This is a genomic window from Bacillus sp. MBGLi79 (genome assembly GCF_002953915.1).
Genome location: NZ_CP026521.1, coordinates 2,486,077 through 2,509,805 on the forward strand (window position 1 = coordinate 2,486,077; position 23,729 = coordinate 2,509,805).

Sequence of the window (23,729 nt, forward strand, 5' to 3'; positions counted from 1 at the left end):
ATCCGATGAAAGTCTTGTATATCCAGTCGGGATACGGAGGCATATACAGTTATTTTGATCGCTGGGCTGAAGATTGTTTTCAAAACACTCATACAGAGTATATGATTGCAGATAAACCGGAAGCAGAATATTTGGTGAAGATCGAAGCGTTTCAGCCGGACTTCGCACTTATAATGGTTGGAGACCGCGTTCCTCACGACTGGCTGACCTGGTTAAAGGGTAAGGATATCCCCGTGTATGTTTGGCTGACCGAAGACCCATTTTATATTGATATCAGCCTACAGGTAATTAAGCTTGCTGACGCCATATTAACGATTGAACAAAATGCCGCTTTCTATTATCAAGAGCTCGGCTACCAGCACGCCTATTATGTTCCGATTCCAGTTAATCATCGGCTGTTTAAAAAAATGGGCACCGAACATTCCTTTCATTCAAATCTGCTTATCATCGGCTATCCTTACCCTAATCGGGTTCAGCTTATGAAAGAAGCGGTACATCTGCCTTTCACGGTTCGAGTCATCGGAAAGGAATGGAGAAAATATCTGCCTAAAAATGTGCTCAAACAGCCGCATATCGATGTCGTCAGCACATGGATTCCACCCGAACAGGCCGTTCATTATTATAACGGGGCAGACATTGTCATCAATGCGCATCGGCCTTATCATTTTGCTTTTAACAAAAATAATATTCGCATCAAAAATGCCAGTTATAATAACCGAACGTTTGATATCGCTGCATGCGAAGCATTTCAATTAACAGATTTACCCGCGGCTCATCCTTTTTCATCCTTTATTTCTTATCACAGCATTAACGACTTTAAGGAAAAAGCCGCTTTCTATATCAAAAACCCTGAAGAACGGCATAAAGCTGCAGCAGCCAATTATAATGAGACCGTACCCGCATTTACGTTTGATGAGCTTCCTGCAACACTAAAGGCGATTCATCTGGCGCTTTCTTGAAAAATCGTTCATTGCTATGAACGATTTTTTCATTCACAGAAAAAAGCAGCTTGTTCAGCTGCTTTTTTTCTAGCCGTCAGAACGGTCTTTCAGCTTCCTCGGGTTCACCTGTTTATGAAGATCAGGCATTCCGTCGAGATGCTGTGCAATTTGTTCCCACGATACAATTTTGAAGTTTTGATTGACTGCTTGTCCATTATCGATATTTTCGCCGTCCTGCGCCACAAAAATCCCATACGGATATTTTGGACCAAGCCCGAAACCAAGAACATCAATGCCATCCGTGTCACTAGTACCGTCTATCTTCTCTCCATCTGTAATTTCAAAATTGGCCACATAGCGATTTTTCCCCTGCCGTTCATACATTGCATAGCTGTTATTTCCTTGACTTGAGGCCATGAGATATCCTTTGCCATTTGGTGCATAATAGATTGTCAGTCCTTCAATATCAGCTGTCAAATGTTCTCCTGTCGCACGGTCAACAACCTGTCCCTTTGATCCTCCGCCTGGCTCAGCGTTAAATTTCCAGATGGCCTCATCTTCCTCTGCTATGTATAGATTTCCGTACTCATCATCCGCAACAAGGCCTTCAGTCTGAGTATTCAACTTAAATTCACGCACTTTTTTTCCTGTTACAAAACCTTTTCCACCATCAACAATTTCATATTGCTCAAATTCCCCTTGTTTGCCTGTCACTAATGCGTAAAATGCTCCTGTTTTCTGGCTGTGATACAGGCTGAATCCGTAAACCTCAGAAATACCAGTGGAAATAGGATGTTTCGGATCTGTAATGCTTTTCAATTTTCCTTTATCCCCGTCTATTGCATATACTTCAATTGTATTTTTTCCTTCAGACCTGTTGGATGCTGCAGCAATATCAATTTTTTCGCCTTTCAATGGAAAATCATAGCGCAGATCGACATTATTGAGCTTGCCAAATTCATAAGAATGAAGCTGCTTTCCATCTAAATCATACACGACGAGCCCTGATTTCTTATTTGTCGTAATTAATTTGCTTTTTTCCGGATGCTTCTCATGTACCCAAATAGCCGGATCATCAGCTGCGTCATCGCCAGAAGCGACCGGATCTGTCTCCGTTTGCGCAGTCACTTTAAAATGATGTTCCTCATTCACATCATGAGCCGACACCGAGTTTGCTGTCAGGCTAAGCAATAAACCCGCGGCGGTGCTTAGCAGCATTGTTTTTGAAACCTTCATTTGGTACCCTCCTCTTTTATCACTATCATCTCTATTGTAAAATATATACATGTATTTACCGTGAGGAAAATGAACCTTTTTTTATAGGGTTTCTGGCTCATAAACAACTTTCTCCAAATAGGTACGTGAGATGACTTTGTCAGCTTTGTTTTTGAGGTGCGAAATGAAAACATAATGAATATTTAGTACATTGTTTATTTAGTTTTATCGTTTGCTAGTCGCTCTCGTTTTCCATTTTCTGTTAAAAAAGAACACGTTGTGACATGATCATTCCCCTATATTTTGTTTTATTGGTTGCTTTCATTAATTCGATTATAAAGTTGAACATATGATGCATGGTAGAGAAACGAGAGTTGGAGGATAAGCCATGCCTAAACAGCAAACAGCAGAACTAAAACCATTTTTTCATAACAAAACAGTTTTAGTCACTGGCGGAACGGGTTCAATCGGGAGTCAAATTGTCAAACGCCTTTTGCTACTTACACCTAAACAGGTGATTGTATTCAGCAAAGACGACAGTAAACAGTATGTCATGAGCCAAAAGTATGCGGAGGATAAGCGGCTATTATTTGTACTCGGAGATGTGCGCGATCACAGGAGGGTGAATCAGGTGATGAAAGACGTCGATATCGTCTTTCACGCGGCTGCGCTGAAACAGGTTCCGACATGTGAGGATCATCCATTTGAAGCGATCCAGACCAATCTCATCGGCGGACAAAATGTGGTGGAAGCTGCCCTTTTACACCGAGTGCAGCATGTCATTAATATCAGTACAGATAAAGCTGTATCTCCTGTGAACACAATGGGTGCCACCAAGCTGTTATCTGAAAAGCTGTTTCATCAAGCAAACCGCCACGTTCAAAACAAAGGAACCGTGTTTTGTTCGGTCCGCTTCGGAAATGTTCTGGGCTCCAGAGGTTCGGTCATCCCTATATTATTTGAACAGATGATGGAGGGTCAGCCTCTGACTATCACAGACAAGAACATGACCAGATTTTTCATGTCAATAGACGATGCAGCTACATTGACTTTGCAATCAGCTGCGATTACAAAAGGCGGAGAAACCTTTATTTTCAAAATGGAATCACTGAAACTTGAAGAACTGATTCATGGATTTGAAGAATATGCATCGCAGCACGGGCTCCCGCGGCCGGCTGCAGTAGAAGTCGGCAAGCGTCCAGGTGAAAAGCTTCACGAAGAATTAACATCCCCGCATGAAATTGAATCACTGTATGAATGGGGCAACCTCTATGCGATCCTTCCAGAGCCTGAAAAACATCCTGACTTTCGCAAAGTCAATCTGCCTGGGTATCAATCTGATCAGGCCCCGCTCATTACGAAAGAAAGAATTGCCCAGATTATTGAAGACTTGCATCAAGAGAAAAAGGCATAAAAACAAGCCTGTCTATCCATTAGGCAGGCCTGTTTTTAATATTTTATTTATCAAAGAGATGCAGGTAACTTTCGTATCCTTCCTCTTTCAGCTTATGCTTTGGAACAAACCGCAGCGCTGCTGAATTTATGCAGTAACGAAGCCCGTTTGGCCCCGGTCCGTCATTAAATACATGACCAAGATGAGAGTCAGCAGTTCGGCTTCTTACTTCTGTGCGAATCATGCCATGGCTCGTGTCCAGTTTTTCTTCCACTTCTTCTTCTTCAACCGGCTTTGTAAAGCTTGGCCAGCCGCAGTGGGAATCAAATTTATCCTTGGATGTAAACAATGGCTTGCCTGACACAATGTCTACATAGAGCCCTTCTTCCTTATGATCCCAATATTCATTTTGAAACGGCGGCTCCGTGCCGTTATTTTGCGTTACCTCATATTGTATGCGATTTAATGACTTCATTTTTTCTTCTTTATTGTACGCCATTTATTTATCCCCCCAATGCTCATTAATAAATCCGGCACGTCCGGAACCTGTCCGGTAGCGCTGATAATGTGCTGGATTCTTTTTATAAAAATGCTGATGGTAGCCTTCCGCTTCATAGAAAGGTTCAGCTTTTAAAATGTCCGTTACAATCGGATCTTTAAAGATGCCGCTTTCAGCCAGACGTTGCTTGGAAGCTTCCGCAAGCTCCTTTTGTTTATCATTATGATAAAAAATGGCTGCGCGATAGGAACTGCCGCGATCAGCAAACTGCCCGCCGGCATCTGTCGGATCGATTTGCTGCCAAAATAATTCAAGCAGTTTTTCATAAGGGAATACATCAGGATTAAACGTGATTTGAACGGCTTCACGATGTCCCGTCGTTTCACTGCACACCTCTTCATACGTAGGGTTTTCAGTATGGCCGCCTGTATACCCGGACACCACTTTTTCAATTCCCGGCTGTTCGTCAAAAGGTTTAACCATACACCAAAAACAGCCTCCTGCAAATGTGGCGATTTCTTTTTTTTCAGACATACTGGTGCCTCCTTTGTTAATACGTGGTATTATTATATTATAGCATGTAAAAATAGAATGAAAATGATTCTGCTTTTCAATAAAATCTATAGGTTTTAAGCAATATGCTTATGTAATGGAGGTTCACAAATTTGAAAGTAAGAACACAGATGATGTACGATATGGAAACTTTACTCCGTAAAGTCTTTAAACAAATACGAAACGAAATCAATGAAATTTTAGATAAAGAGCTGTCGCGGAATGAATTCACCATTCTTCGGATCCTCAGTGAACAAGGGCCTAAAAAAGTCACTGAATTTGCGCCTATTTTAGAGGTATCGGCAAGCCACATTACGGCTGTGACTGATGCACTGGTAGAAAAGGAATGGATTACGAGAATCAGATCGAAGGAAGACAGACGTATCATCCGCATTCATATCACTGAAGCTGGCGAAAAAGTCCTTCAGCACTTTAACGAGAAAAAAACGGAATATTTCTTTAAACGCTTTGACTGTTACACTGATGCTGAACTCGCCACGTTAATCGAGCTCTTTAGCAAACTTGATAAAAAACGGTAAAAAAAAGCACATACCGCTATATATAGGTATGTGCTTTTCGCAGTGCTTCACTTATTTTTCAGTAAACAGCTTCATTGTTTTCCAGCGGCCATACCTGTAATACAAAAATGCCGCGCAGCTGCTAAATAAAAAACTCATTCCGATTCCAAGCCCGATTCCTTTTTGTCCAAGCCAAGCTGAAAAGAGAACCGTGAAAGGATATCGCAGCACCCAAAACGAGATTAAATTTAAAACCAGCACCTGCAGCATCGCTCCCGCGGCTCTGACAATTCCGTTCAGCACGAAATTAATCCCAATAAAAGGGTAGAAAAACGCGATCCACCGCAAATATTGTTCACCAAATGCGACCGCATCAGGCTCGCTGATAAATAACCTTATAAGGTATTTACCAAACACCCAAATCATAACCGCAATCACCAGCATGCAGGAAATAACAGCCAGCACACCAAGCCTTGCAATCGTTCCTACTCTTTTATTGTTTCCGATTCCGATATTTTGCCCTGCCATACTGTTGACGGCCGTACCGGCAGCCATTGCTGGAAGCGTGATGATGCTGTCGAGCCGCTGGACCGCGCCAAAACCTGATACCACGTGCTCCCCGTATGAGTTGACAACACTCATAATCGCCATCATACCGCCTGTAATCACCATCATCTGCAGACCGGCCGGAATTCCGAGTTTTAAAATCAGCGCAGACTCTCCCCACTTGGGCACTCTCGGAATTGAGAATGGCACAAGCTTGTGTTTGATGACATAAAGCAACCCATACAGAAACGCAATGCCTTGCGACAAAATCGTTGAATAAGCCGCACCCGCTATTCCCATGTGAAACACAGAAATAAAGAGCGGCGCCAGCACTGTATTCAGTACAACAGCAAACGCAATAAACCGGAGCGGTGTCTTGCTGTCGCCCAGCGCCCGAAGCACAGTACTGATAAAGTTATAACCAAATAAAAATAAAATGCCAATAAATTGAATCTGCAAATAAGTCTCAGCAAGCGGCAGCATTGACTCCGGCGTTTTTAGAAGACGCAGCAAAAGCTCTGACAGAAAAAAACCGGCCGCGCCGAATCCGATGCTTAGGCCTGTTAATAAAACAACAAAAGCGTTAATATACGACGTCATTCCCTTTTCATCATCTTTTCCTTTTTGCTGAGATCAAATGGTTAACGTCGCATTGTTAAGGCCCAAAATAAAAGACAGCACGGTTAGAACAATCGTGCTTGATACCTCGGCTGCCCCAAGAGCCTGTGCCCCCAGTAAATTGCCGATCCACAAGCTGTCTATAAACTGAAAGGAAACCTGCAATGCGTTTCCGAGCATAATAGGCGTTGAAAACAGTACAAGCTGTTTCAGCACGTTCCCCTGTGTAAAATCGTATGCTTTCATCTTTTCTCCTTGTATTCTCAAATTTTCTTCGGACCGCACGAAAAAAGAGACGTTGTTTCATGTCTCTTTTTTCATGATTTATCGGTTTTTTTTCGGTCTCGCATACCGAATGTAAACACCATCACACTTAGGAACAAGGCACAATAGGAAACATTCAAATACATTTGATCCATGTCTTCAGCGGCCAGATGATGATAAGCCAGCCAGCCGAAGTACAGGGAAAATGTAAAGGATAATAAACTGAAATACTGGTAAACCTGTTTCATTTTCAATCACCTCTATTGTTTAGGATGGTAATAGGAAAATTCAATTTCATCATTTTCTAAATTTATTTTATCCGCTTTGACATACATACCATTCGTTAAAGGCATTTCTGACAAACGCACTTCAATGCTTTTATCTCCGGGGTGAACGTGGACAAATGACGGCAATTCATAAAAGCTGTCCATATAATTTAACACAAAGCTAATCGGTATACTCAATTTCCCTAACGAAAATTTCGTAACATTCAACTCTACATCACCGTTTTTTTTCACGGTCGGTTCAAAAGCGATAAAAGCATCAATAGAGGTAGAAAATGCCTTGATTTTCCCTGCGACATGAACATCATCATCAATCTCTACTTTATAATCAAGCTTATTTGATGCCTTGTCGTTTAAATATGAGTTAACAAACGCAGCTAATGATTCTTTTGTGCTTGTCACTTGAAATCCATACTCGCTCTCAGACGAATCCTTTACCTGAGCTTGTTCTCCCGGGAGCAAAACAAGTGTAACAAACCCGGCAGCGAGGATAAAATTGATTGCAAGCAATATAAAAAACAGTCGTTTCCACTTATTCATGCTGTCACCCTACTCTTTCGGTAATCCTTCTTTTTTTATGGATTGATAGACGCGCTTTGCGATTAAAGAATAACCCGTACCATTAGGATGAAAATCATCTTCCTCAGAAATTCGGCTGCTGTCACTTTTTTGGTCGAACAAATCTTCGATATAAATGATTTTCGCATGCTTATCCTTTTTCAGCTCTTTTTCAGCAATATGGTTCCAATCCGTGACGACACCGTTTATTTCATTTAGTTCAGATAATGTAAACGTAAACGGATTGTACATGCTGACATAAATCAGCTCAGCGTGATCATTCAGCTTGCGAATTTCAGAAATGATTTTTTCAAAGCGCTTTTCGTACGGTTTTTCCGCTTCCTGAAACGGTTCAACGGTTAATTGCAGGAAGTTTTGGCGAAGGACTTTCATCAAATCATTACCGCCAATTGTAAAAAAGACATAATCTGCGTCCTTTATGCCTTTTTGAACCTTTTTATCTTTTAGTTTTTCTAATAAATCATCCGAACGGTTCCCTTTTACGGCATAATTTTTCACGTCAACCGTTTTGACTTGTCTATCTGACCGGATAGAATCCGCCACCTTGCCGACATATCCCTTTCCATCGGGATCTCCGACTCCTTCTGTCAGCGAATCTCCGACAGCCGCTATGACAATGTGATCTTTCGTTTTCGTTTCATGATCTTTTTGTTTTCCCTCAGATGCTGTACGTATGCTCGTACAAGCAGTAAGAAGCAAAATCAAACTGGCCATGATTGAAAAAATGCGCAGCTTCAATCTTGTTGCTCCTTCCCATTCTACTAGTGGAAAGTGTATCATGTTTTAGGAGATTTGAAAATGCCTAGTCTCCTAGCTTACTTGAGTGTGCCTGCTGATTTTACATCGGCGATAATTTCATCGTACGGTGTATTTTCCACTCCATTATAATCTTTCAGCACCTTGCCGTTCGGGCCTACTAACCAAAAAGAGGATTGATGAATGACTTGGTCCTGTCCCTCAGGTTTCTTTACGATCGCTTTAAAGCTCTTAAGTGCGAACTCCTCAATCTCACTCTGGCTGTATCCGGTGAGAAAATCCCAGTTATCAAACGATAATGGATAATTTGCGGCAAATTTCTTCAGCTGTTTCGGCTTATCGTTTTCTGGGTCAACACTAAATGATATGATACGGACATCTATATTTTCGGCTTTCAGTTTTTTTTGCAGATCGGTCATATGGGCGGTCATTGGCGGACATATAGTTTCACAATTGGTAAAAATAAAATCCGCCAGCCAAACTTCTCCTTTTAAACTCTCTAATGAAACGTTCTTGCCGTCTTGGTTTTGAAATGTAAAAGGCTCCACTTCGTAATTGAGTGGATTTTTAATCTGCTGTTCTCCGCAGGCACACAAAAGCAGAAAAAACAGCCCAGCCATTAAACCTTTGATAACCTTCATGACATTCATCCTTTCATCCAGCATAAAAACGCTTTCTAAAACCTGTCCTTACTGTCCCATATTTGTATTCGATACTGAGCAAAAAAAATCCTGCATGCCTCCCATTAACGATTACAAAGGAGGACATACAGGTAAAAACGGCATGTTATGCGTTGTGCTTTAACACCTCTTGATGAAAAACAGCCTGATAATCTGCCCACTTCATCCGGCGCTTCATATAATGTCGGAAAGAATACACTTTTGCCCTGCTGTTTGATGAAAACACTTCTTTTAAGTAGAATTGCAAATGGTGATGTAACATAAAGAAATAGTGCTCATCTTCCTTTAATACAGGTATTTCTGTCACTTTCACCTGAATCCCGTCATCGCGTTTGAACTCTAGGCTTTTGAGTAACAAGCTATCAATCCTCTTTTTTTGTTTTTCTTCTATTATATATGATGCCAGCCTAGCTGTCTGTCATTTTGCGCGGTTGCGAAAAAAATTAGATCAGCAGATGGAATAAGTCTTCATCCTTATTCACCTCTACATAATGAAACGGTTTTTTGTTCATCCGTTCAATCAGCGGCCCATAATCGGCTTTGTTCTGCAGCTCGATGCCGACAAGAGCAGGTCCGTTGCTTTTGTTATTTTTCTTCGTATATTCAAACCTTGTAATGTCATCATTCGGCCCTAGAACTTCGTCAAGAAATTCGCGGAGAGCCCCCGCTCTTTGCGGAAAGTTGACGATAAAATAATGCTGAAGACCTTCAAAAATCAAGGATCGCTCCTTCATTTCCTGCATTCTTCCTATATCGTTATTTCCCCCGCTGACCACACACACCACATTTTTTCCTTTAATTTCATCCTTGTACAAATCAAGCGCTGAGACAGAAAGAGCTCCGGCCGGTTCAGCAACAATCGCACATTCGTTATACAATTCAAGAATGGATGTACATACTTTTCCTTCAGGAACAAGGAGAATGTCATCAACAACAGATTCCAGCGTCCGAAAGGTTTCCTCTCCAATTTTTTTAACTGCTGCCCCATCTACAAACTTATCAATTTTATCAAGTGTGACGACATGCCCAGCTTTGTTTGATTCAAAATAGGATGCCGCTCCCGCCGGCTCAACAGCAATTACCTTTGTATCAGGAGACACATTTTTCAAATATGTACCTACCCCTGAGAGAAGGCCGCCGCCTCCGACACTTGCAAAAAGAAAATGCGGTTCTGCATCAATGTCGTTTAAAATCTCGACTGCGAGCGTCCCTTGTCCGGCCATCACATCCGGATCATCGAACGGATGGATAAACGTCCGAGATTCCGCCTCACAGCACTCTACGGCACTTTTATACGCGTCATCAAACGTATCGCCTGTCAAAATAATATCGATAAATCCTTTTCCGAATAGTTCAACTTGAGATACTTTTTGTCTCGGTGTAGTAGACGGCATAAAAATTTTTCCGTGAATGCCAAGATGTTTACACGAGAATGCCACGCCTTGCGCGTGGTTTCCGGCGCTTGCACACACCACTCCGTTTTCTGTCTGCTCGCTGGAAAGCTGTTTCATTTTATGATAAGCCCCTCTGAGCTTAAAAGATCTAACAACTTGCAAGTCTTCACGTTTTAAATAGATATTGCATTCATATCTCTCAGAAAGTCTGTCATTCCTCTGCAAAGGTGTGTGAATGACAACGTCCTTTACGTTTTGATGAGCCTTCAAAATGTCTTTCACTTGGATGAGAGAGTTTTCTTTCAACAACGGTTTCATGTACAGATTCCTTTCTTGTTTTAAATCCCTATTTAATATGCCATTATAACACGAATATTCAAAAAATAAGACAATTATTTTTATTTAATAATTAAAAAAATACAGACTATGTCCACCACATCTCGTGGAAACTTCTGTTTAACCATTATCCTGCAGACTCAAGAAAAAAGATGATCGTAAAATAAAGGGTGTTTTCAGCCAAAAGGCATGATATAATGAAACCAATTAGAACCAAAAGGAGCCAATTGATGAATAGCGCACCAAAACTCAATACCTTTCAACAACTAATCGGAGAACATCAAACTTTCCTGGAAGCAAAGCGAATCGCCAAGCAGTTCTCATTATCTGAGCTTCCTGTCTTAATAACAGGAAAAATCGGAACAGGCAAAAATCATTTCGCACATGCCATACACTTGGAATCTTCGAGAAGCAATGAACCGTTTATAAGCGTCAATTGCAGCACGCATTCTGAAGAAAGCCTTATGCATGAGCTTTTTGGTCCTAACGGAAACTCAGGTGCTTTTCACAAAACGGCACGAGGAACCCTTTTTCTTGATGAAGTATGGCGCATGCCGGCTTCTGTACAAGCTCAGCTGTTAAAAGCGTTTGATTCAGACATGGAGAAGCCGCGAATGATCTGTGCTTCTGCAGACGGATCCGTGGAACATTCCTTCAGGCAAGACTTATTTTACAGGCTGAACATTTTGACGCTCACACTGCCCGAATTATCTGAACGAAAAAGCGATATACCGCTTTTGACACAATATTTCCTCTCAAATTCCGGGCAGCAATTGTTAATCGACCCCTCTGTCTTTCCGGTGCTTGAGCAGCATACATTTGAAGGCAATGTCAGGGAATTAAAAAACGCTGCAGATTATATGGCGGCAGTATCAAGCGGGGGAACGATTCATCCACATGACCTGCCGCCATATATTAGAGGCGCGATAGACGGAAAAACGTCGAAGAAAAAAGCAAAGCTGCTGACTTTAATGGAAAAAGCTGAGTTTTTGTTTATTTTGGAAACAATAAAAGTATTGAACGAAAAAGGAGAACCTGCCAGCAGACGGATCATTTCTGAACACAGCAAAAATACCCAAACCTCGTTAACGCCGCAGCAGGTCAGAAGCCGTCTTGACTATTTGGAGAAAAAAGACTATGTCACCAAAAGCCGCGGACGCGCCGGCACAAAAATTACCTTTGAGGGCTTGCGCTTTATAGAGACGTTAAAAAATCAAATGATTTAGCGATCGAAAGGAGAATGCACTTGTTTACAATGAAAGAAGAGATCGCCAATGCCATTACACACGGCATTGGTGTACTCTTATCCATCCCTGCTTTAGTGTTTTTAATCATATTCGCGGCTAATTACGGGTCTGCCTGGGACATTGTCAGCTTTACGATTTTCGGTGTCTCTATGCTGCTGTTATATTTGAGCTCTACACTGCTTCACAGCATCACACATAAAAAGACGAAGGACATTTTGGAGATTATCGATCATAGCGCGATTTACGTACTCATCGCAGGAACCTACACGCCTTTTTTACTCGGACCGCTGAAAGGCACACTCGGCTTTACCCTGCTGGTTATCGTATGGTCACTTGCCCTGGGTGGAATTGTCTTTAAAATTTTCTTCGTGAAACGCTTTATCCTACTGTCAACCATAGTGTACTTGATCATGGGCTGGCTGATGATTATTGCGGTTAAACCTTTATATGCTTCGCTGAGCGGAGCGGGATTCAGCCTTCTTTTTCTCGGCGGCATTCTATACTCTGTCGGAACCATCTTTTACATTTGGAAAAAGATTCCCTTCCATCACGCCATTTGGCACAGCTTCGTATTGGGCGGGAGCGCTGCTATGTTTTTCTGCGTGCTTTTCTATTGTGTAAAGGTACCGTTCCTTTCGTAACAAAAAAGCGCAGTCTTAACGACTGCGCTTTTTTATGCACGTAATTGTTTTTCATTGGCAGGTATATAAGCTTTTGAAAAGGACAATTCAATGTCGGCTGGTTTTAAGCGTTTAAAAAGCGACCCCTTTTGCAGGTGCTCTGTTCCTTTCGTTTCCACCATCACTAACGGAAGTTGATAGCGGGCTGCAAGTTCTACAGGATCAATAGAACCATCTAGTGAAAGAATCAAGCTTTGCCCCTTTTCCAGCTGTTTTGTCACATTTTCATATACCTTCTCTGAATGACCGTCTGAAATCACATCCATCCGATCCAGCCATTGCCCGATAAAAGGCAAGCGGAACACTTTTGGGTTGGCGATAAAGCCGGCTGGTTCCTCAATATATCCAGCAATTAAGGCCAGTTCAGCCAAGCGCAAACGAGAGTGCACATACAAAACAGGACCTTGTGGGATTGGCTCTGGCTGATGGATTGTCACAACTGAACCGGAGATGCCAATACAGCCTTCCAAAAATGCCTTTGGCTGTTCGTACACAAGAGTCATCTGTTTTTTATATGACAGACGAGGGTCGAGCATTGTTTGATTAAATAATTGTTTCATATTTTTCAACAGCATATACACAATATAAACCACTAGAAAGCTGTAGCGAACCAATTAAAATCCTCCCGCTTTAGAAGAATTCTTTTTTTCATACACGAGAAATTCGTAATTATAAGGGTTTTTTTCGTCCTTGATCCCCTGCTCAGAAGAAACCAGTTCCCAATCCCCTTCATCAAATTCAGGAAAGTGACGGTCACCTTCAAACTCGTGATGAATTTTCGTCATATACAGTCTGTCCGCATAAGGGAACAGGTCCGTATAGAGCTGAGCCCCTCCGATCACAAAGCATTCTTCAGAGCCTGAACAAATATCCAGTACATCCTGTAACGAACTGACAACCGTGCATCCCGGAAATTCTGAAGCCGGCGCAGATGTGACGACAATATTTTTCCGATTTGGAAGCGGACGTCCGATCGATTCAAATGTTTTCCGGCCCATAATGATTGAATGGCCCGATGTTACTTTCTTAAAGTATGCAAGATCATTGGGCAAATGCCACGGCAAATCATTGTCTTTGCCGATAAGCCTGTTGGCATCCATCGCAAAAATGAATGAAATCATACGCTGACCGCTCCTTTTTGCTTTAAAACATGTCTGCATGAATCCTTATACTGTTTCATTTTTTTCATCCTTTAAAAGTAGTCTTCTTGTAGTGTAACACAATAAAAAATCATTCCTGGGTTCAGAAATGATTTTTTTATAGTCAGCTGACGACAGGCTTTTCATCCTGTTCTTTTTCTTCATCTTGCAGATCCTGATGCGTATGCGCAATTCTGCTCGCCGCTGCTGCAGCAAGAGCTGCCACAATATCATCCAAAAAGGTGTGAATACCGTCTGGACTTTCATCAAGTTCCTTAATAATACCAATCTTCTCTTTATCCAAATAACCGAAATTGGTCAAGCCGATCGACCCGTACACATTAACGATTGAAAGCGGAATGATTTCATCTATGCCGTAAAGCGGTTCATCTGTTTCAACAAGATGCTGCAGCGGTTCGGGGAGAAGCTTTTGTTCTGCAAGCTGATCGAGTGCAAGGCCTGTCAAAACAGCATGAATAATTTCACGTTTGTTCAAGACTTTTTCTACATTCTCCATGCAAACACTGAGCGGCAGGTTTGGATTGTATTTTTCTTGAAGTTTTTGAACAATGCGTGCAATATCTTCTATCATAACGCCCCGTTTATTCAGCATATCTTTTGTTATATTGACCATTTCATTCATTGTGTACTTTTTCATGTCTAATGGCATCTCCTTTAGGCACTCATCCAGTTGGGAGGCGTGTTGCGGTCCCAGTAAATGCTCCCAAGCTCATGATGTGATTGAAATCCATCTTCTGCTGTATGATAATGAAAATTAAACCAGTAGCCGTCATGAGGCGGATGGTCTCTGCGCACATGGAATCTCAGAAGATCTTCTCCAGTTGTCCGATTGTAAACGTTGAATATTTTTTCCGTTTTGCCTGCTGAAGGCATGCTTGAGATCACAACATCTTGATACGCCTCATCATCTTGCAATGTCGCTAAATAATCACTAATCACATTTTCGATTTTTGGCAGGATCTCTTTCCGATAATCATCTTCAATGACCGGAGCGATTCTGCTGCCGAATTTTAAAAAGGACTGATCCTCAGCGCTGTCAAGGAGCTGTTCCTTGTACGATTGAAAAAGCAGTTCAGGATCTCGCCTGTCATCCGACTCATCATCGTACAGGTCATGCTCATCATAAAAAGCGGTGTAATCATTCTGCTCAAGACTGCTCGGCTGTCCGGAAGGCTTGTCCGCCATAAGAGCAGCCGGAGGAGATACGAGCCCGAACGTCACAATGGTAAATAAAACCACAAGGGTCTTTCTCATCCACAATTTCATGACTGCTTATTCCTCTCTATTTTATTGTCATGTTTCTCTTATTTTAGCACATCCAAAACATTCAAGTCATGTACTATATGAAACTGATACACAAATTAGGAGATTCGTTGCTATGCACTTTGTGTAAAAACGCTTACAATATTCTGTGAAAGGAGGCTTTCCGCATGATTGACGCTCTGTTTGCCACAGTTTCACTCTTGACATTGTTATACTTTGTCGTCATGGAAGTCACCGATTAACAGAAAATCCCGTGGTATGAATCACGGGATTTCTTTACTTGCCTGAATGACACCATAATGGAACAGTGCTGTTTTTCTTTTTATGACATGAAAACCAAACTGTTCAAACCGCGGGCTTTTCCAGTGGTCTTTTAGCACAACACTTTTTCTGGCAATACGTACCGCTTCCTTGATACACTCTTCGTGCAAAACGGAATCCTCAGCCAAATCGCGTAAAGGCGCAATACCGTCAGAGGTCTCTACAGGTTCATGAAACATTGGATCGAAGTAAACCACATCAACAGAGCCGTCAGGAAGCTGCTTGATGTATTCTAAGCAATCACCGCTCTTCACCTGGATTCTTCTCATCGCTGCTTGAAGCTCTTCTATACCTGTTTCCCATGAATGCAGCCCCGTCCTCACTAAAACGGATACAAGATGGTTTTTTTCCACCCCAACCACAGACCCCGTTTCGCCTACCGCCATACTTGCGATAATGGCATCTGACCCCAGCCCGAGTGTGCAATCTAAAAACGTATCCCCTTCCGATAAACCGGCAGCCCGAAGCATCGGCTCTTGCTCACCGCGTAAGAAGCGTTTGGCTCTGAACATCGCAGTATTCGGATGAAAAAAGAATTTGGCACCTTGTTTCGTAAATAGCTCAAATCGCTCTTTGCCGACCACAAGCAAATCACGTTCAGCTGACTTCAGCAGGTTTTCAACCGTTTGTTTATTTCGGCCGCAGTATGGCATATTTAGCTCTTTAGATAGCTGCTTTGCAGTTTTTATGGTGTGTTCAGACGGTCTATAGCTTGTTGTTATCATCTTCTGTACTCCCAAAAAGAAAATGCCCGGAAAACGGGCATTTAGCAGTGTGCATCAAAGGCAGCAGTCAGATTTTTCATAATTTCTTCCATGTCGTGTCCTTCAATTTCATGACGCGGAATAAAATGTACAACTTCTTTGCCTTTCAAAAGAGCCATTGACGGCGAAGAAGGCTCTTGGCCAGTAAAATACTCACGCATTTTTGCAGTAGCTTCTTTATCTTGGCCCGCAAATACAGTCACCGTATTGTCAGGCGTTTTGTCATTCTGGAGAACTGCCTGTGTTGCTGCAGGACGTGCCAGGCCTGCGGCGCAGCCGCATACAGAGTTAACGACTACAAGAGTTGTGCCCTCTGCCTTTTCCATAAAGTTTTCTACTTCTTCCGCTGTTGTTAACTCTTCAAAACCTGCTCCAGTCAGCTCGCGGCGCATCGGTACGACAAGCTGACGCATGTATTCTTCATAAGCCATTGACATAAAAAAAGCCCCCTCTAGTATCCTTCATCTGAAGTAAAGGATACTATAGAGAGGGCCGGATTTCAAATGTTCACGCCTTAAAATACAGAAGTAAGTGTCCTCACCTGCTAGATTTTCATGATACCGCCAGTGTTGGCACTTGTCACAAGCTTAGAATAACGTGCCAGGTAGCCGGTTTTCACTTTCGGTTCAAAACCTTTCCAGTTTGCTTTCCGTTTTTCCCACTCTTCTTCTGGCACTTGTACATCCAAGATGCGTTTTTCAATATCAACGATAATATGGTCTCCGTTTTCAACAAAGGCAAGCGGTCCGCCCTCAGCGGCCTCAGGGGATACGTGACCGATGGAGAGCCCACGGGAGGCTCCGGAAAAACGTCCGTCCGTAATCAATGCCACTTTTGGTCCGAGTCCCATTCCAACGATTTGAGATGTTGGCGCCAGCATTTCCGGCATGCCAGGTCCCCCTTTTGGCCCTTCGTATCTGATAATGACAACGTCGCCTTCTTTTACTTTTCGGTTGATAATGCCGTCAAGTGCCTCGTCCTGAGAATCAAATACGACAGCCGGCCCTTCGTGTCTTGTAATCCCATTCTGTACGCCGCCCGTTTTAATGATAGCGCCGTCCGGAGCCAGATTACCGAATAAAACAGCAAGACCGCCCTTTTCAGTAAATGGCTGATCCAATGGATGAATAACGTCATAATCCTTTATTTCATGTCCCGCAATGGTTTCTCCAAGAGTTTTTCCTGTAACAGTCAGCGCATCTAAATGAAGCGCTCCTTCTTTCTTGGAAAGCTCATTCAGAGCCGCTGACACGCCGCCCGCTTCATGAAGATCTTCAATAAACACATCCGATGCAGGCGCCAGCTTGGCCAAGTGCGGCACGCGCTCAGCGACTTCGTTAATGCGTTCTAAAGAGTATTCAACGCCGGCTTCGTTTGCAAGGGCAAGGGTATGAAGAACGGTATTTGTAGAACCTCCGAGCGCCATATCGAGTGCAAACGCGTTATCAATCGCTTTTACTGTAACGATATCACGCGGTTTGATATCTTTGCGAATCGTTTCCATTAATTGCGCAGCCGATTTTCTCACAAACTCTTTGCGTTCCGGAGATGTCGCCAGAATGGTTCCATTACCCGGCAAGGCAAGACCAAGTGCTTCTGACAGACAGTTCATTGAGTTCGCCGTAAACATGCCTGAGCAAGACCCGCACGTTGGGCATCCGAACTGCTCTAGTTCTTGAAGCTCGTTTTCGTTGATTTTCCCTGCTTGGTAGGCGCCTACCCCTTCGAATACTGAGGAAAGAGAGATTTTTCGCCCGTCACTTGTTCTTCCTGCCGCCATCGGTCCGCCGCTGACAAAAATCGTCGGAATGTTGATGCGCATTGCCGCCATAAGCATTCCCGGTGTGATTTTGTCGCAGTTCGGAATACAGACCATTCCGTCAAACCAGTGTGCGGATACAACCGTTTCCACAGAGTCTGCGATAATTTCACGGCTTGGCAGCGAATATCTCATACCGATATGCCCCATTGCGATGCCATCATCTACCCCAATGGTATTAAATTCAAACGGAACGCCCCCTGCTTCTCTGATTGCTTCTTTTACGATTTTCCCAAACTCCTGCAAGTGAACATGACCGGGAACGATATCAATGTATGAATTACACACCGCAATAAACGGCTTGCCGAAATCCTCTTCTTTTACTCCTGCTGCACGAAGCAAACTGCGGTGCGGAGCTCTATCGATTCCTTGTGTGATCATATTACTGCGTAATTCTGCCATGGTGATCCTCCTAAATTCTTTCAATTGTTTGATTGGATTTTATTTTAACAATTTTCAGTTTATTTATGGGCTGTTTTTGCAAAAAAGATAATTTAAGGCCGCCCTCGCCTTGGTTTGTTCTTTTGTGTTTTTATATTTATATAGCTTTCTGTCGATTTGAACCCTCCAACTATTAATATTGTTACTTACTATAAATAGTTTTCGAACATTTTTCAACAATATTCGAAATAATTTTTATAAAAAGTGAATTCACATAAAAAAGGTGCATGATCTGCACCTTTTTCATCTCTATTCACCCTTTTTTCTGCTCTCTGTCATTTGTTTCCAAACAGACCCTTTTGCTTCTTCTCCATGTTCAATGCGCTCAAGCGCCATTTTCACTTGAAGGCTGACCTCAAATTCGGGATCATCTTCGGCAGCGCGCAAAGCTTCAATTGCACTTTCATCGCCGACTTCGTACAGGAACATAGCCGCACGCCAACGAACAAGCTTGCTGGAGTCGCTTAACGACTTGATCATAGCAGGAATGGCTTGAGGATCGCCGATATCAGACAGGCAGTCTCCGGCCGTTCTTCTGACTGAGACCGCTTTGTCCTCAAGTGCTTTATACAATAGAGGAAGAACAACAGGTGTTTCAATCATTCCTAAGTACACAACAGCCTGTCTTCTGATGGACACCTTTGGATCATCCAATGCCCTCTGTAAAACCGGGATATCCTCTTCTTTTGGATCCATCTGTTCCAGATGCGCATAACGCTTTTTCCAGTCCTCATCATCAAGCATGTCGAGCGTTACTTTATACGCTTTGCGCTGTACTGCTTGTTTTGCTTCGCTCTTTCCTTGAGCAGCTGCTTCTGTCAGTCGTTTCAGCCGTTCATCACTGTATGCCGCCTGAAGCTCTTCTGTCACGTCATGGCCGATTTCATTAAAGTCGCCGAATCTGACACCTTGTTCTTTCCAGGCCCGCTCAAACACAACATTTGAAGCTTCAGATCTGAGTTTTAAGATCGCCTGCTGAAAGCGCTCAGGTAAGCCGAAGCGCTCTTCCCGCTCCCCATCCGTCAATTTAACTTGCATAGGAATGCCGCTGAACATCTGCACAAAAACTTTTACCTCCCCAAAAGATTCTTGTTCAGAGCGGTTTTCTTCTGCGCTTTCAGCACTTTTCATCCCAAATGCAGTGCGGACTTGCGGTAAAATGTCTTTCCAGTCGTATCTTGCATTCCGTTCAACAGCTAGAAAATCTGCGACGTGATATACCCCTTTAACTCCATCTATTTTAAGGATTTCCGCTATAACGGGCGGTGCGCCTTCTGCTTGCTCAGGTTTATAGTTATTGCTTTTGCCCGCCGGAAGCTCTTCCGTTAAGATGACTTTCATTGTATTCGGGCTTGGTGTAGGTTCAATTGATTTTATCTTCATGATCGTCCTCCTATAGCATATCTGTGACTTATTCTATCACAGTCGTTCCAAGCCTTCTATCACGACGTTTTGGCATCAATCCCGGGTATGTCTTTTTCTAATTGGCGGACAAACTGAAGCATAAAATCGTGTCTTTCTTCTGCCAATTCCCGTGCAGTGTCTGTATTCATCATATCTTTCAGCCGCAGCAGCTTATGAAAAAAATGAGCGTAGGCACTTTGATCATCTCCATAAAGGCCATACCCTTTTGCGCCCGCAAACATGAAAGCTCTCGCAATGCCGACAGCACCAATCGCATCAAGTCTGTCAGCATCCTGTACAGCTTTTCCTTCAATTGAGAGCGGCTCCTTCGCCAATTTCCCCCTGTCCCGAAAGGACATCCTTGTTATAATATGAATCACTCTGTCAGCATCCTCTTTTCCTACCCCGAAAAAAACGAGCTGATCATACACTTCGCTCACAGAAAGCCTGACCGTGTCAGGCAGCTTCACATCAATTAAATCATGAACCAAAGCTGCCGTTTCAACAATGAACAAATCCGCTTTTTCCTTTTCTCCAATATACACAGCAAGATCTGCAACTCTTGATACATGATGATAATCATGTCCAGAGCTTTCGCCAGTCAGGATAGATTGAACCCATGTCCTGATTTGCTCTGCCTGCTTCAATTTCTTCACAAAAACACCCTCTTCATTGCCCTAATAGCTTCACGATAGCATCTTCCAGCTCTTTCGGATTTGTATTTGGTGAATAACGGCCAACGATTTCTCCATTTCTATCCACTATAAATTTCGTGAAATTCCACTTAATTGCCTTAGTTCCCAGCATTCCTTTTGCATGCTCTGTCAAATACACAAACAGCGGATGGGCGTTTTTTCCGTTTACATCCACTTTTGAAAACATGGGAAACGTAACACCGTAATTTGTTTCACAAAATTCCTGTATGTCAGCCTCTTCTCCAGGCTCTTGGTTCATAAATTGATTGCAGGGAAACCCTAAGATCTCAAGCCCCTCCTGCTGATATGTATCATATAATTCCTGCAGCTGCTTCAATTGGGGAGTAAAACCGCACCTGCTTGCAGTATTCACGATCACCAGTACCTTTCCCGTGAAAGGCTGAAGTGTCATGTCTTTCCCTGTTATTGTACGTACCTTCATATGATATATAGACATGTAATTCCCTCCTATGTCCCTGGTGAATATTTTATCTTTTTTTAAATTTCAATTCAAAATGTAAACATCAATTAAGAAACTTGACGACATGAGCAGTCGTTTATTTTCAATTCCTAGGGTTCGTTTTTATCTTATCATTCTATAAAACATTTCAATTCCCTCCGACATCATGGAAAATCATTTTCTGTGAAACCAAAAGATGTGTCAGTGCGTTTATATAAAGAGTTTTCTGTTGTTTCCCCCCTCAACACGTATAGATAGATTGAAAATTGGCGTGAAAATTCCTATAATGAAGAAAATTAAACGGGGAAATAATGGAGGTGGCACGTTGCCTATTAATATACCAACACACCTGCCGGCAAAACAGGTGCTTGAAAGTGAACATATATTTGTAATGGATGAAAGCAGAGCATTTCATCAGGATATCCGGCCGCAAAAAATTATTATCTTAAATTTGATGCCGAAAAAAATCCAAACAGAGACTCAGCTTCTCAGATTGCTTGGAAATTCGCCTTTACAGGTTCATTTCACATTTTTAATCCCAAGCACACACACGCCGAAAAACACTGCAAGAGAACACCTTGACGAATTTTATACGACTTTTTCCAATATCCGTCACAAGAAGTTTGACGGAATGATTATCACCGGTGCGCCGATCGAGCATTTGGCGTTTGAAGAGGTTTCATATTGGGAAGAGCTCAAGGAAATCATGGAGTGGAGCAAAACAAATGTTACTTCAACCATGCATATTTGCTGGGGCGCTCAAGCAGGTTTGTATTACCATTATGGTGTGGAAAAAATTCAAATGCCGAAAAAAATCTTCGGTGTGTTCGAGCATACCGTTCTTTCAAAACACGAAAGATTGGTAAGAGGTTTTGACGAGCTATACTACGTGCCGCATTCCCGGCATACAGATATAAATATGGAACAGCTTCAAGCAGTGTCCGAGTTAAACATTCTTACCGCATCAAAGGAAGCCGGGGTTTGCTTAATTGTGTCTAAAGACGAAAAACAAGTCTTTTTGACAGGGCACCCTGAATATGATACAAATACGCTTCTTCAAGAGTATGAAAGAGATTTGGAACGAAACCTTTCTACTGTCGAGGCGCCTAAACATTATTTTGCAAAAGGCAGCAACGAGCCAGTGAATCGCTGGAAAGCGCATGCCACATTATTGTTTATGAACTGGCTGAATTATTACGTTTACCAAGAAACTCCTTATGAATGGGACTAATTTTTCTTATTTTAGTGATACGCTGAGCAAAAAATATGATAAAATACATCTGATTCAGTCTGCCTATAACAAAAATTTAAAATACTGGAATCCAAATCATTTAAAATTAGCTTAACTTTTTCACTGCATTAATAATTCGATTATGTATTTGTGTTATGTTTATGTATAGACAATAACTCCTTACGATGCATGAAGCTTGCTTGTTGTTGATTACATTGAGGTGAATATGCTTGAATACCAATAAAAATATATTAATTTTGACTGCAAATTACGGAAATGGCCATGTTCAAGTAGCCAAAACGCTCTACCAAGAGTGCGAACGGCTCGGTTTTAAGAATGTAACTGTTTCGAATTTGTATCAAGAATCAAACCCGATTGTGTCAGAGATCACACAGTATCTCTACCTGAAAAGCTTTTCAATCGGTAAACAGTTTTATCGCCTTTTCTACTATGGGGTCGATAAAATTTACAATAAAAGAAAGTTTAATATTTAATTCAAAATGGGAAATAAACGGCTGGACCAACTGGTTAAAAAACATCAGCCAGACATCATTATCAATACGTTTCCAATGATTGTCGTACCCGAATACAGACGGAGAATGGGAAAAGTCATTCCGACCTTTAACGTCATGACGGATTTCTGCCTTCACAAAATTTGGGTCCACGAACACATTGACAAATATTACGTAGCCACTGATTATGTGAAGGAAAAACTGCTCGAAATCGGCACTCACCCGAGCAATGTCAAGATCACGGGTATTCCGATCCGCAGGCAGTTTGAAGAAGAAATGGACAAAGATAAAATCTACGAGAAGTATCAGCTGTCTCCCGACAAGAAGATATTGCTGATCATGGCAGGCGCACACGGGGTTCTTAAAAACGTAAAGGAACTGTGTGAATCTCTGGTGACGAAAGAGGATGTTCAAGTCGTCGTCGTGTGCGGAAAAAATACGATGCTGAAATCTTCACTGGAAGACATTGAAGCCCTTTATCCAAACAAGCTGAAATCACTCGGTTATATCGAAAGAATTGACGAGCTGTTCAGGGTGGCTGACTGCATGATCACAAAGCCGGGCGGAATTACCCTGACGGAGGCCACGGCAATCGGCGTTCCCGTCATCCTTTACAAGCCTGTTCCCGGGCAGGAAAAGGAAAATGCCCTGTTCTTCGAAGACAGAGGAGCTGCCATCGTCGTCAACAGGCATGAGGAAATTCTTGAATCAGTCTCCTCCCTTTTGGCTGATGAGAAAAAGTTAAACGAAATGAAGAAAAACATTAAAAACTTGCATTTATCCAATTCATCAGAAGTCATCCTGACGGACATTATCGAGCAGTCTGAAATCATCATGAACAAAAAACAGACTGTCCGGGCGCTGTCCTAAAAAAGCCCGAGTCAAAAAAACACTTGCCCTGCAAGTGTTTTTTTCGTTTAATATTAAGATTCCGAGTAATAAACTTCTTCAAACGGCTGCACAACGACAAACCCGTTCCCTGAAAACTTCATTTGGATCGATTCCCCGCTTCCCCTGCCGATGAACGTCTTAAAAGATACATCTGTCACAAATTCAGGCTGAAGGCTTCCAGACCAGGCAACTGTTGCGTTTGGATCGGTATAGACTGGGCTTTCCGGGGTTACGATCAAAGTGAGCGGTTCGTAATGGCTTGTGAT

The 23,729-nt window shown here is 42.4% G+C and carries 26 protein-coding genes and 2 pseudogenes; 7 read left to right on the forward strand and 21 right to left on the reverse strand.

The window, feature by feature from the left end; all coding sequences use genetic code 11:
* Positions 1-5: 5 nt before the first annotated feature.
* Positions 6-959, forward strand: a complete 954-nt coding sequence (locus C1T29_RS12320; RefSeq protein ID WP_103749644.1) for a spore maturation protein CgeB — start codon at positions 6-8, stop codon at positions 957-959.
* A gap of 69 nt (positions 960-1,028) precedes the next feature.
* Here the strand turns inward: C1T29_RS12320 and C1T29_RS12325 are convergent, their stop codons facing one another.
* Positions 1,029-2,177 carry a phytase gene (locus C1T29_RS12325; protein WP_095431556.1) on the reverse strand — a complete coding sequence of 383 codons (1,149 nt, stop codon included), beginning with the start codon at positions 2,175-2,177 and terminating at the stop codon, positions 1,029-1,031.
* 367 nt (positions 2,178-2,544) lie between these two features.
* On the opposite strand from C1T29_RS12325, the gene C1T29_RS12330 reads away from it, so the two are divergent.
* Positions 2,545-3,570, forward strand: a complete 1,026-nt coding sequence (locus tag C1T29_RS12330) for an SDR family NAD(P)-dependent oxidoreductase (protein WP_103749643.1) — start codon at positions 2,545-2,547, stop codon at positions 3,568-3,570.
* Between the two features lie 43 nt (positions 3,571-3,613).
* Here C1T29_RS12330 and msrB read toward each other — a convergent pair whose 3' ends face one another.
* Together msrB and msrA are read right to left on the reverse strand one after the other, a co-directional pair.
* Complete coding sequence (gene msrB, locus C1T29_RS12335; RefSeq protein WP_014664319.1) at positions 3,614-4,048, reverse strand: peptide-methionine (R)-S-oxide reductase MsrB; 435 nt, start codon at positions 4,046-4,048, stop codon at positions 3,614-3,616.
* Positions 4,049-4,582 (reverse strand): peptide-methionine (S)-S-oxide reductase MsrA, encoded by a 534-nt coding sequence (gene msrA / locus C1T29_RS12340; protein WP_095431555.1) that lies wholly within the window; start codon positions 4,580-4,582, stop codon positions 4,049-4,051.
* Positions 4,583-4,713: 131 nt separating this feature from the next.
* On the opposite strand from msrA, the gene C1T29_RS12345 reads away from it, so the two are divergent.
* Positions 4,714-5,139 (forward strand): MarR family transcriptional regulator, encoded by a 426-nt coding sequence (locus tag C1T29_RS12345; protein WP_004398634.1) that lies wholly within the window; start codon positions 4,714-4,716, stop codon positions 5,137-5,139.
* Between the two features lie 51 nt (positions 5,140-5,190).
* On the opposite strand, the pseudogene C1T29_RS12350 reads toward C1T29_RS12345, so the two are convergent.
* The 7 genes and pseudogenes from C1T29_RS12350 to ilvA all read right to left on the reverse strand — a co-directional run bounded on the left by C1T29_RS12350 (position 5,191) and on the right by ilvA (position 10,557).
* A pseudogene (locus C1T29_RS12350) lies at positions 5,191-6,528 on the reverse strand (MATE family efflux transporter).
* 71 nt (positions 6,529-6,599) lie between these two features.
* Positions 6,600-6,794, reverse strand: a complete 195-nt coding sequence (gene ypmT / locus C1T29_RS12355) for a protein YpmT (protein ID WP_014664322.1) — start codon at positions 6,792-6,794, stop codon at positions 6,600-6,602.
* 12 nt (positions 6,795-6,806) lie between these two features.
* Complete coding sequence (locus C1T29_RS12360) at positions 6,807-7,370, reverse strand: YpmS family protein (RefSeq protein WP_040082845.1); 564 nt, start codon at positions 7,368-7,370, stop codon at positions 6,807-6,809.
* Between the two features lie 9 nt (positions 7,371-7,379).
* Complete coding sequence (locus tag C1T29_RS12365) at positions 7,380-8,147, reverse strand: SGNH/GDSL hydrolase family protein (RefSeq protein ID WP_103749642.1); 768 nt, start codon at positions 8,145-8,147, stop codon at positions 7,380-7,382.
* A gap of 77 nt (positions 8,148-8,224) precedes the next feature.
* A complete protein-coding gene (scuA, locus tag C1T29_RS12370) occupies positions 8,225-8,806 on the reverse strand; it encodes a cytochrome c oxidase assembly accessory protein ScuA (protein ID WP_069839439.1) in 582 nt (193 codons plus the stop codon).
* 145 nt (positions 8,807-8,951) lie between these two features.
* Entirely contained in the window at positions 8,952-9,203 is a 252-nt protein-coding gene (locus tag C1T29_RS12375; RefSeq protein ID WP_014480066.1) for a DUF2535 family protein, read from the reverse strand.
* Between the two features lie 85 nt (positions 9,204-9,288).
* Complete coding sequence (gene ilvA, locus C1T29_RS12380) at positions 9,289-10,557, reverse strand: threonine ammonia-lyase IlvA (protein ID WP_069149749.1); 1,269 nt, start codon at positions 10,555-10,557, stop codon at positions 9,289-9,291.
* Positions 10,558-10,805: 248 nt separating this feature from the next.
* Here ilvA and C1T29_RS12385 point away from each other — a divergent pair, with 248 nt between their 5' ends.
* Positions 10,806-11,801 (forward strand): sigma 54-interacting transcriptional regulator, encoded by a 996-nt coding sequence (locus C1T29_RS12385; protein WP_014664328.1) that lies wholly within the window; start codon positions 10,806-10,808, stop codon positions 11,799-11,801.
* Between the two features lie 20 nt (positions 11,802-11,821).
* Positions 11,822-12,463: a PAQR family membrane homeostasis protein TrhA gene (locus C1T29_RS12390; RefSeq protein WP_014664329.1), complete on the forward strand. Its 642-nt coding sequence runs from the start codon at positions 11,822-11,824 to the stop codon at positions 12,461-12,463.
* 32 nt (positions 12,464-12,495) lie between these two features.
* On the opposite strand, the gene C1T29_RS12395 is transcribed toward C1T29_RS12390, so the two are convergent.
* The 10 genes from C1T29_RS12395 to C1T29_RS12440 all read right to left on the reverse strand — a co-directional run bounded on the left by C1T29_RS12395 (position 12,496) and on the right by C1T29_RS12440 (position 20,826).
* Entirely contained in the window at positions 12,496-13,116 is a 621-nt protein-coding gene (locus C1T29_RS12395; protein WP_095431551.1) for a lysophospholipid acyltransferase family protein, read from the reverse strand.
* A complete protein-coding gene (gene dfrA, locus C1T29_RS12400) occupies positions 13,117-13,623 on the reverse strand; it encodes a dihydrofolate reductase DfrA (RefSeq protein WP_095431550.1) in 507 nt (168 codons plus the stop codon).
* A 142-nt stretch (positions 13,624-13,765) separates the two neighbouring features.
* Positions 13,766-14,299, reverse strand: a complete 534-nt coding sequence (locus C1T29_RS12405; protein WP_040082840.1) for a phosphatidylglycerophosphatase A family protein — start codon at positions 14,297-14,299, stop codon at positions 13,766-13,768.
* Between the two features lie 17 nt (positions 14,300-14,316).
* Entirely contained in the window at positions 14,317-14,928 is a 612-nt protein-coding gene (locus C1T29_RS12410; RefSeq protein WP_009967559.1) for a YpjP family protein, read from the reverse strand.
* 260 nt (positions 14,929-15,188) lie between these two features.
* Positions 15,189-15,971, reverse strand: coding sequence for a class I SAM-dependent methyltransferase (locus C1T29_RS12415; RefSeq protein ID WP_095431548.1), 783 nt, complete (start codon positions 15,969-15,971; stop codon positions 15,189-15,191).
* 41 nt (positions 15,972-16,012) lie between these two features.
* The gene (gene brxA / locus C1T29_RS12420) at positions 16,013-16,447 is read right to left on the reverse strand and encodes a bacilliredoxin BrxA (RefSeq protein ID WP_003230794.1); all 435 of its coding nucleotides are present in this window, start codon (positions 16,445-16,447) and stop codon (positions 16,013-16,015) included.
* Positions 16,448-16,554: 107 nt separating this feature from the next.
* Positions 16,555-18,231, reverse strand: coding sequence for a dihydroxy-acid dehydratase (gene ilvD / locus C1T29_RS12425; protein WP_040082837.1), 1,677 nt, complete (start codon positions 18,229-18,231; stop codon positions 16,555-16,557).
* A gap of 288 nt (positions 18,232-18,519) precedes the next feature.
* Positions 18,520-19,653, reverse strand: a complete 1,134-nt coding sequence (locus tag C1T29_RS12430; RefSeq protein WP_095431547.1) for a conserved virulence factor C family protein — start codon at positions 19,651-19,653, stop codon at positions 18,520-18,522.
* 59 nt (positions 19,654-19,712) lie between these two features.
* The gene (gene hdhQ / locus C1T29_RS12435; RefSeq protein WP_071580502.1) at positions 19,713-20,330 is read right to left on the reverse strand and encodes an Mn(2+)-dependent (deoxy)ribonucleoside pyrophosphohydrolase; all 618 of its coding nucleotides are present in this window, start codon (positions 20,328-20,330) and stop codon (positions 19,713-19,715) included.
* A 13-nt stretch (positions 20,331-20,343) separates the two neighbouring features.
* Entirely contained in the window at positions 20,344-20,826 is a 483-nt protein-coding gene (locus C1T29_RS12440) for a glutathione peroxidase (protein ID WP_071580501.1), read from the reverse strand.
* Positions 20,827-21,154: 328 nt separating this feature from the next.
* On the opposite strand from C1T29_RS12440, the gene metA reads away from it, so the two are divergent.
* Both metA and C1T29_RS12450 read left to right on the forward strand, forming a co-directional pair.
* Entirely contained in the window at positions 21,155-22,060 is a 906-nt protein-coding gene (gene metA / locus C1T29_RS12445; RefSeq protein ID WP_014664339.1) for a homoserine O-acetyltransferase MetA, read from the forward strand.
* Between the two features lie 230 nt (positions 22,061-22,290).
* Positions 22,291-23,442 (forward strand): annotated as a pseudogene (locus C1T29_RS12450) (diglucosyl diacylglycerol synthase).
* A gap of 53 nt (positions 23,443-23,495) precedes the next feature.
* On the opposite strand, the gene C1T29_RS12455 reads toward C1T29_RS12450, so the two are convergent.
* A partial coding sequence (locus C1T29_RS12455) for an AIM24 family protein (RefSeq protein WP_208945453.1) occupies positions 23,496-23,729 on the reverse strand: 234 nt, incomplete at its 5' end.

Coding starts and splice junctions, on each gene's coding strand:
- ypmT (WP_014664322.1), bottom strand. CDS start 6,794: ATGAAACAGGTTTACCAGTATTTCAGTTTATTATCCTTTACATTTTCC.
- msrB (WP_014664319.1), bottom strand. CDS start 4,048: ATGGCGTACAATAAAGAAGAAAAAATGAAGTCATTAAATCGCATACAA.
- C1T29_RS12360 (WP_040082845.1), bottom strand. CDS start 7,370: ATGAATAAGTGGAAACGACTGTTTTTTATATTGCTTGCAATCAATTTT.
- C1T29_RS12415 (WP_095431548.1), bottom strand. CDS start 15,971: ATGATAACAACAAGCTATAGACCGTCTGAACACACCATAAAAACTGCA.
- C1T29_RS12385 (WP_014664328.1), top strand. CDS start 10,806: ATGAATAGCGCACCAAAACTCAATACCTTTCAACAACTAATCGGAGAA.
- brxA (WP_003230794.1), bottom strand. CDS start 16,447: ATGTCAATGGCTTATGAAGAATACATGCGTCAGCTTGTCGTACCGATG.
- dfrA (WP_095431550.1), bottom strand. CDS start 13,623: ATGATTTCATTCATTTTTGCGATGGATGCCAACAGGCTTATCGGCAAA.
- ilvA (WP_069149749.1), bottom strand. CDS start 10,557: ATGAAACCGTTGTTGAAAGAAAACTCTCTCATCCAAGTGAAAGACATT.
- scuA (WP_069839439.1), bottom strand. CDS start 8,806: ATGAAGGTTATCAAAGGTTTAATGGCTGGGCTGTTTTTTCTGCTTTTG.
- C1T29_RS12430 (WP_095431547.1), bottom strand. CDS start 19,653: ATGAAGATAAAATCAATTGAACCTACACCAAGCCCGAATACAATGAAA.
- C1T29_RS12325 (WP_095431556.1), bottom strand. CDS start 2,177: ATGAAGGTTTCAAAAACAATGCTGCTAAGCACCGCCGCGGGTTTATTG.
- ilvD (WP_040082837.1), bottom strand. CDS start 18,231: ATGGCAGAATTACGCAGTAATATGATCACACAAGGAATCGATAGAGCT.
- C1T29_RS12410 (WP_009967559.1), bottom strand. CDS start 14,928: ATGAAATTGTGGATGAGAAAGACCCTTGTGGTTTTATTTACCATTGTG.
- C1T29_RS12440 (WP_071580501.1), bottom strand. CDS start 20,826: ATGTCTATATATCATATGAAGGTACGTACAATAACAGGGAAAGACATG.
- C1T29_RS12330 (WP_103749643.1), top strand. CDS start 2,545: ATGCCTAAACAGCAAACAGCAGAACTAAAACCATTTTTTCATAACAAA.
- C1T29_RS12405 (WP_040082840.1), bottom strand. CDS start 14,299: ATGAAAAAGTACACAATGAATGAAATGGTCAATATAACAAAAGATATG.
- C1T29_RS12320 (WP_103749644.1), top strand. CDS start 6: ATGAAAGTCTTGTATATCCAGTCGGGATACGGAGGCATATACAGTTAT.
- msrA (WP_095431555.1), bottom strand. CDS start 4,582: ATGTCTGAAAAAAAAGAAATCGCCACATTTGCAGGAGGCTGTTTTTGG.